Raw genomic sequence first — 6,548 nt, 5'->3', positions numbered from 1 at the left:
CCCCGCCCGCCGGCGCCGGCGTGTCCGGCCCCGCCGAACCGCGCGCCAAGGACACCGACGCGGGCACCCACGCCGCCCCGCGCACGTCGCCCGTCGCTCCGGCGGCGCCCGCGCCCGGCCCGGCCCGTCCCGCCACCAAGGCGCCCGCCACCGAGGACCCCGGCCGCCAGGACTACGACCGCATCAAGCGCCGCCTGGAACAGCTCATCCGCGAAGCCGACCGCCCCCACCGGCCCGCGCCGCGCCGTCCCGACACGCCGCGCTCGGCCCCGGCGATCCGCCCGGGCCTCCCGCCGGCCCCGCCCGACGACGACACTCGCCGCACCATCGACGACATCCGGAAGCGCACCCAGCAGCGTCTCGACCAGTACGAGGCCCCCGACCCCGGCTGAGACCCCGCCGCACCCCGGACGTCTGGACGCAGTCGCCCGACCACCGCCCCGCGTGCCGCTTCCGCGGGCGACCAGAGAACCTCGGCAAGTCCCTGAACGCAGGCAGAACCTCAGCAAGGTCCCTCAACGCAGGCCCCCGCCATGGCCCCGCCCCGCGTCGCACTGGGATCGCACCGGGCCGCGGCGGTCAGTTCTCGTCGCGGCCCTCTTCGCTGTCGATCACGCCGTCGACGTACCCGCGCGCGTACTCCCAGCTCACGTAGTCGACGGGGTCAGGGGAGAGGGCGGGCTCATGCACGCGCGGCAGGCCCTGGTCGAGCAGATGCCGCAGGTTGCCGTGCAGCAACTCCCAATCGATGTAGTGCAGCTTGCCGCAGTCGGCGCAGTCGACGGTGAGGCCGCGGACCCCGAGCGGCTCCAGCAGCGCCCGGAAGACCTCCAGATCGGCGAGGTCGGCCAGCACGTCCTCGCGCTCGGCGACGCTCAGCGGCGCGGCGTCCTCGCCGGGGTCGCCGAGCGACGCCGCCGGATCCTCCGGGTCTCCGGCGAACGGGTCGAGCGGGGCATCGTCGTGCACACTCTTACGCTACTGCGCGCCGCCCCGCCAGGTGCACCCCCCGGTCTCCTCTGTGCGCGAACAATCACTCTGCGTGCCCATGGCGAGGTCCGCGCGGAGGCCCGCAGCGCCCGCCCGGCAGGGAATGCGGGCGCGTCCGGCGCGCGTTACGGGGTGTCATCAAGGCCACGTGCCCGGTGTCCGCAACAGCCCGTCCCGGCGCGGGACGACGGCCTAACATGGGGACAGGGTCGCCGTGACCTGGCCGGATACCGCCACCACTACGGAAGGCAACCATGAACCCCGCCGCCGAGCCCGCCAAATTCCTCCCGCAGGGCCTGACCTTCGACGACGTGCTGCTGCTTCCGGGCTACTCGGACCTGCAGCCGGGGGAGGCCGACACCACGACCCGGCTGACCCGCGAGATCTCGCTGCGGATCCCGCTGGTGTCGGCGGCGATGGACACGGTGACCGAGGCCCGCACGGCGGTCGCGATGGCGCGGCAGGGCGGCATCGGCGTGCTGCACCGCAACATGTCGATCGAGGAGCAGGCCGGCCAGGCCGACCGGGTGAAGCGCTCCGAGGCCGGAATGATCACCAATCCGGTGACGTGCCTGCCCGACGCGACCCTTGCCGACGTCGAGGAGCTGTGCGCCCGGTACCGGATCTCCGGCGTCCCGGTGACGGACGTACGGGGCGTCCTGGTCGGCATCGTGACGAACCGCGACATGCGCTTCGAGTCCGACCTGTCCCGTCCGGTGCGGGAGGTCATGACCCCGATGCCGCTGGTCACCGCGCCGGTGGACGTGTCGAAGGACGAGGCGTTCCGGCTGCTGGCGGGCAACAAGGTGGAGAAGCTCCCGCTGGTGGACGCGGAGGGCCGGCTCAAGGGCCTGATCACCACCAAGGACTTCACCAAGAGCGAGCAGTACCCCGACTCCACCAAGGACGCCGACGGCCGCCTGCTCGTCGCCGCCGCGGTCGGCGTCGGCGAGGACGCGATCAAGCGGGCGCAGGCCCTCATCGACGCCGGCACCGACGTGATCATCGTGGACACGGCGCACGGCCACTCCAAGGGCGTCGCCGACACCATCGCCGCGATCAAGTCCAGCGCGTCCGTCCAGGTCGTCGGCGGGAACGTCGCGACGTACGCGGGCGCGAAGCTGCTGGTCGACGCGGGCGCGGACGCGATCAAGGTCGGTGTCGGGCCCGGCTCGATCTGCACCACCCGGATCGTCGCCGGCGTCGGCGTCCCGCAGCTCACCGCGATCTTCGAGGCGGCCCGCGCCGCCAAGGAGGCCGGCGTGCCGGTGATCGGCGACGGCGGCCTGCAGTACTCCGGCGACATCGCCAAGGCCCTCGTCGCGGGCGCCGACACCGTGATGCTCGGCAGCCTCCTCGCCGGCGTCGAGGAGTCCCCCGGCGAGCTGATCTTCGTGCACGGCAAGCAGTACAAGTCGTACCGCGGGATGGGCTCGCTCGGCGCGATGCGCAACCGCGAGCGCGGCGCGTCCTACTCCAAGGACCGCTACGCCCAGGCCGACGTCTCCGCCGAGGAGAAGCTGATCCCCGAGGGCGTCGAGGGCCAGGTGCCCTACCGCGGCCCGCTCGCCAACGTCGCGCACCAGCTCGTCGGCGGCCTGCACCAGTCGATGTGGTACGCGGGCACCCGCACCATCCCGGAACTGCAGGAACGCGGCCAGCTCATGCGCATCAGCCCCGCCGGCCTGCGCGAGAGCCACCCCCACGACATCCAGATGACCGTAGAAGCCCCCAACTACCAGGGCCGCTAAGCCCCTACACCCTCCGCCCACGCCGTGCAGGGGCCACCGCGCGTCCGGCACCGCGCGTCCGGCACCGCGCGTCCGGCACCGCGCGTCCGGGGGCGTCGGCGCGGGGTGTGCGGCGCCCTAGGGGCGAGGACGAATCGGCTTCGCGTGTTCGTCTGGTGAGGTGGGCTGGCGCGGCGGTCGTTCGGGCGGCGGCTGGGGTAGGCGGTGGGGGTCGTGGTGCGGGAGCGGATCCGTCCTGGTCGCGGGGTGCGGTGCGGGCTGCCGTAAGCTCTTGCGGGGCTTGTTCCCGCCGACGGCGGGAACACCACGCTTGTCCGCGAGGTGGAGGAAGGGCGCAGTGGCTGCTGAGGTGGAGATCGGCCGGGGCAAGAGCGGCCGGCGGGCGTACGCCTTCGACGACATCGGCATCGTCCCGTCGCGCCGCACGCGCGACCCCGAGGAGGTCAGCGTCGCCTGGCAGATCGACGCCTACCGGTTCGAGATGCCGCTGGTCGTCGCGCCGATGGACAGCGTGGTCAGCCCCGCCGTCGCGATCGCGATGGGCCGGATGGACGGCCTCGCCGTGCTCGACCTCGAAGGCCTGTGGACCCGCTACGAGGATCCCGAGCCGCTGCTCGCCGAGATCACCGAGCTGGACGACGCCCGCGCCACGCAGCGGCTCCAGGAGATCTACACGGCGCCGATCCAGGAGGAGCTGATCGGCCGCCGGATCCAGGAGATCCGCGACGTCGGCGTCACCGTCGCCGCGCGGCTGTCCCCCCAGCGCACCGCGCAGTTCCACAAGGCCGTCATCGACGCGGGCGTCGACCTGTTCGTCATCCGCGGCACCACCGTGTCCGCCGAGCACGTGTCCGGGCGCGCCGAACCGCTGAACCTCAAGCAGTTCATCTACGACCTCGACGTCCCCGTCATCGTCGGCGGTTGCTCCACGTACACCGCCGCGCTGCACCTGATGCGCACCGGCGCCGCCGGGGTCCTCGTCGGGTTCGGCGGCGGTTCCGGGCACACGACGCGGACCGTCCTCGGCGTTGCCGTCCCGATGGCCACCGCCGTCGCGGACGTCGCCGCCGCGCGCCGCGACTACATGGACGAGTCCGGTGGACGGTACGTGCACGTCATCGCCGACGGCGGCATGACCAACAGCGGCGACATCGCCAAGGCGTTCGCCTGCGGGTCCGACGCCGTCATGGTCGGTTCTCCGTTCGCCCGGTCCAGCGAGGCGCCCGGCCGCGGCTACCACTGGGGCAGCGAGGCCCACCACGGGGACGTGCCGCGCGGCACCCGCCTGCACCTCGGCACGATCGGTTCGCTCGAGCAGATCCTGCACGGCCCCTCGCACGTCGCGGACGGCTCCATGAACCTGATCGGGGCGCTGCGCCGCGCGATGGCGACGTCGGGTTACACGGAGTTGAAGGAGTTCCAGCGGGTACAGGTCGTGGTGGCGCCGCGCCGGTCCACCGACTGAGAGCGACCCCACGCCGAATCGGGCGTCTCGCGGGTGGACCCGTCCCTACTGTTGGGTAGGTACTGCTCGTAAACGAACCGATCTGGGGGGAATCGCGATGACGGGATCACCTGTGACCGGCCTCGGCAGCTCACGGCTCGGCCCGGCCGAACGGGCCGCCGCGCTCGACCGGATGGGCCGCGAGGAATTCGACGTCGTGGTCGTGGGCGGCGGGATCGTCGGGGCCGGTGCGGCATTGGACGCGGCGACCCGCGGCCTCACCGTCGCGGTCGTCGAGGCGCGCGACTTCGCGTCCGGGACGTCGTCCCGGTCGTCCAAGCTGATCCACGGCGGGCTGCGCTACCTGGAGCAGTACAACTTCGACCTGGTCCGCGAGGCGCTCACCGAACGCAGCCTGCTGCTGCAGCAGATCGCGCCGCACCTGGTGCGTCCCGTCCCGTTCCTGCTGCCGACCACCCACCACGTGTGGGAGCGCGCGTACTTCGGTGCCGGCGTCGCGCTCTACGACCTGCTGTCGCTGCAGATGGGCATGTCGCGTGGCGTCCCGCATCATCGCCACCTGACGCGCCGCGGCGCGCTGCGGCTCGCGCCGTCCCTGCGCAAGGACGCCTTCACCGGCGCCATCCAGTACTGGGACGCGCAGGTCGACGACGCCCGCTACGTCATGACCGTGCTGCGGACCGCCGCCGAGTACGGTGCGCAGATCGCCTCCCGCACCCAGGTCCTCGGCTTCCTGCGCGAGGGCGAGCGCGTCACCGGACTGCGCATCCGCGACCTGGAGGGCAACACCACCAGCGAGGTCCGCGCGAAACAGGTCGTCAACGCCACCGGCGTCTGGACCGACGACATCCAGGAGCTCGTCGGCGGACGTGGCCAGATCCACGTCAAGGCGTCCAAGGGCATCCACCTCGTCGTCCCGAAGGACCGCATCCACTCCTCGACCGGGATCATCCTGCGCACCGAGAAGTCCGTGCTGTTCGTCATCCCGTGGGGACGGCACTGGATCATCGGCACCACCGACACCGCCTGGGACCTCGACAAGGCCCACCCGGCCGCGTCCAAGGCCGACATCGAGTACGTCCTCGACCACGTCAACGCCGTCCTGAACACCCCGCTCACCCACGACGACGTCGAGGGCGTCTACGCGGGCCTGCGGCCGCTGCTCACCGGTGAGACCGACGAGACGTCGAAGCTGTCCCGCGAACACGTCGTCGCCCACCCCGTCCCCGGCCTCGTGCTGGTCGCGGGCGGCAAGTACACGACGTACCGCGTCATGGCCAAGGATGCGATCGACGCCGTCGCCCACGGCCTCGACGGCAAGATCCCCGAGTCGTGCACGGACCGCGTCCCGCTCGTCGGCGGCGACGGGTTCCAGGCCATGTGGAATGCCCGCCACCGCCTCGCCGCCCGCTCCGGCGTGCACGTCGCCCGTGTCGAGCACCTCCTGCGCCGCTACGGCACCCTGACCGACGACCTTCTCGAACTGATCTCCGACAAGCCCGACCTCGGCAAGCCGCTGACCGGCGCGGACGACTACCTGCGCGCCGAGGTCGTCTACGCCGCCAGCCACGAGGGCGCCCGGCACATCAACGACGTCCTGGCCCGCCGCACCCGCATCTCCATCGAGACGTGGGACCGCGGCGTGGGCGTCGCCCAGGAGGCCGCCGACCTCCTCGCCCCTGTCCTCGGCTGGTCGAAAAAGCAGCGCGACCGCGAGATCGAGTACTACCGGAAGCGCGTCGAGGCCGAACGCGCCTCCCAGACCCAGGACGACGACCAGGAAGCCGACGCCAGCCGCCGAGGCGCCCCGGACATCGTCCCCACGGCCATCTGACAACCCCGCCGGGCACTGCAAACGGCAGCAACTCAACCCCACCCGCTTGCAGTGCCCTTAGGGCCCCAGCAGCCGCCCCTTCGCCGTCACCGCCCACGCCTAGAGGCCCCTGTAGGGCCGACTCCTCATCCCGCCGCACCCACAAAGGCCACCAATCAAGACCCCAGGCGGGACGCCTGCCGACCACATTGGCCGACCGCGCCAGCCGATACCGCCGACCGAGCACAACCGGCCGTTCGCCGGGCCGCCCGACCAGCCCCAGTCAGGCGGGCCGGCGATCCGCACGCCTGCCCCACCAGCGCGAAGCGCTGCCGGACCTCGACAACATCCGCGAAATCCGCCCGCCCAGCAGCGCAACGAAAAGCAAGCCGATAGGCCCGACGTCCGCGCTGCCCGTCCGCGCTGCCCGTCCGCGCTGCCCGTCCGCGCTGCCCGTCCGCGCTGCCCGTCCGCGCTGCCCGTCCGCGCTGCCCGTCCGCGCTGCCCGTCCGCGCTGCCCGTCCGCGCT

Annotated in this window: 4 protein-coding genes and 1 pseudogene; 4 read left to right on the top strand and 1 reads right to left on the bottom strand. The window is 72.5% G+C overall.

Features of this window, described 5'->3' with window-relative positions; genetic code table 11:
• Window positions 1-392 (top strand): annotated as a pseudogene (locus F9B16_RS51535) (hypothetical protein); the annotation flags it as partial.
• Between the two features lie 187 nt (window positions 393-579).
• Here F9B16_RS51535 and F9B16_RS37680 read toward each other — a convergent pair.
• The gene (locus F9B16_RS37680) at window positions 580-969 is read right to left on the bottom strand and encodes a DUF5319 domain-containing protein (RefSeq protein ID WP_151545009.1); all 390 of its coding nucleotides are present in this window, start codon (window positions 967-969) and stop codon (window positions 580-582) included.
• Window positions 970-1,244: 275 nt separating this feature from the next.
• On the opposite strand from F9B16_RS37680, the gene guaB reads away from it, so the two are divergent.
• The 3 genes from guaB (at window position 1,245) to glpD (ending at window position 6,040) form a co-directional block, all read left to right on the top strand.
• Window positions 1,245-2,741: an IMP dehydrogenase gene (guaB, locus tag F9B16_RS37675; protein ID WP_151545008.1), complete on the top strand. Its 1,497-nt coding sequence runs from the start codon at window positions 1,245-1,247 to the stop codon at window positions 2,739-2,741.
• Between the two features lie 349 nt (window positions 2,742-3,090).
• Window positions 3,091-4,206, top strand: coding sequence for a GuaB3 family IMP dehydrogenase-related protein (locus F9B16_RS37670; RefSeq protein ID WP_151545013.1), 1,116 nt, complete (start codon window positions 3,091-3,093; stop codon window positions 4,204-4,206).
• A gap of 97 nt (window positions 4,207-4,303) precedes the next feature.
• A complete protein-coding gene (gene glpD, locus F9B16_RS37665) occupies window positions 4,304-6,040 on the top strand; it encodes a glycerol-3-phosphate dehydrogenase (protein WP_151545007.1) in 1,737 nt (578 codons plus the stop codon).
• The last annotated feature ends 508 nt before the right edge of the window (window positions 6,041-6,548 follow it).

This window comes from Actinomadura montaniterrae (assembly GCF_008923365.1).
Taxonomy (GTDB): Bacteria; Actinomycetota; Actinomycetes; order Streptosporangiales; family Streptosporangiaceae; genus Spirillospora; species Spirillospora montaniterrae.
This window is presented reverse-complemented; position numbering and strand designations above follow the sequence as displayed.

Excerpts from the sequence above, each read along its gene's own strand:
- guaB (WP_151545008.1), top strand. The coding sequence starts at position 1,245 with ATGAACCCCGCCGCCGAGCCCGCCAAATTCCTCCCGCAGGGCCTGACC.
- glpD (WP_151545007.1), top strand. The coding sequence starts at position 4,304 with ATGACGGGATCACCTGTGACCGGCCTCGGCAGCTCACGGCTCGGCCCG.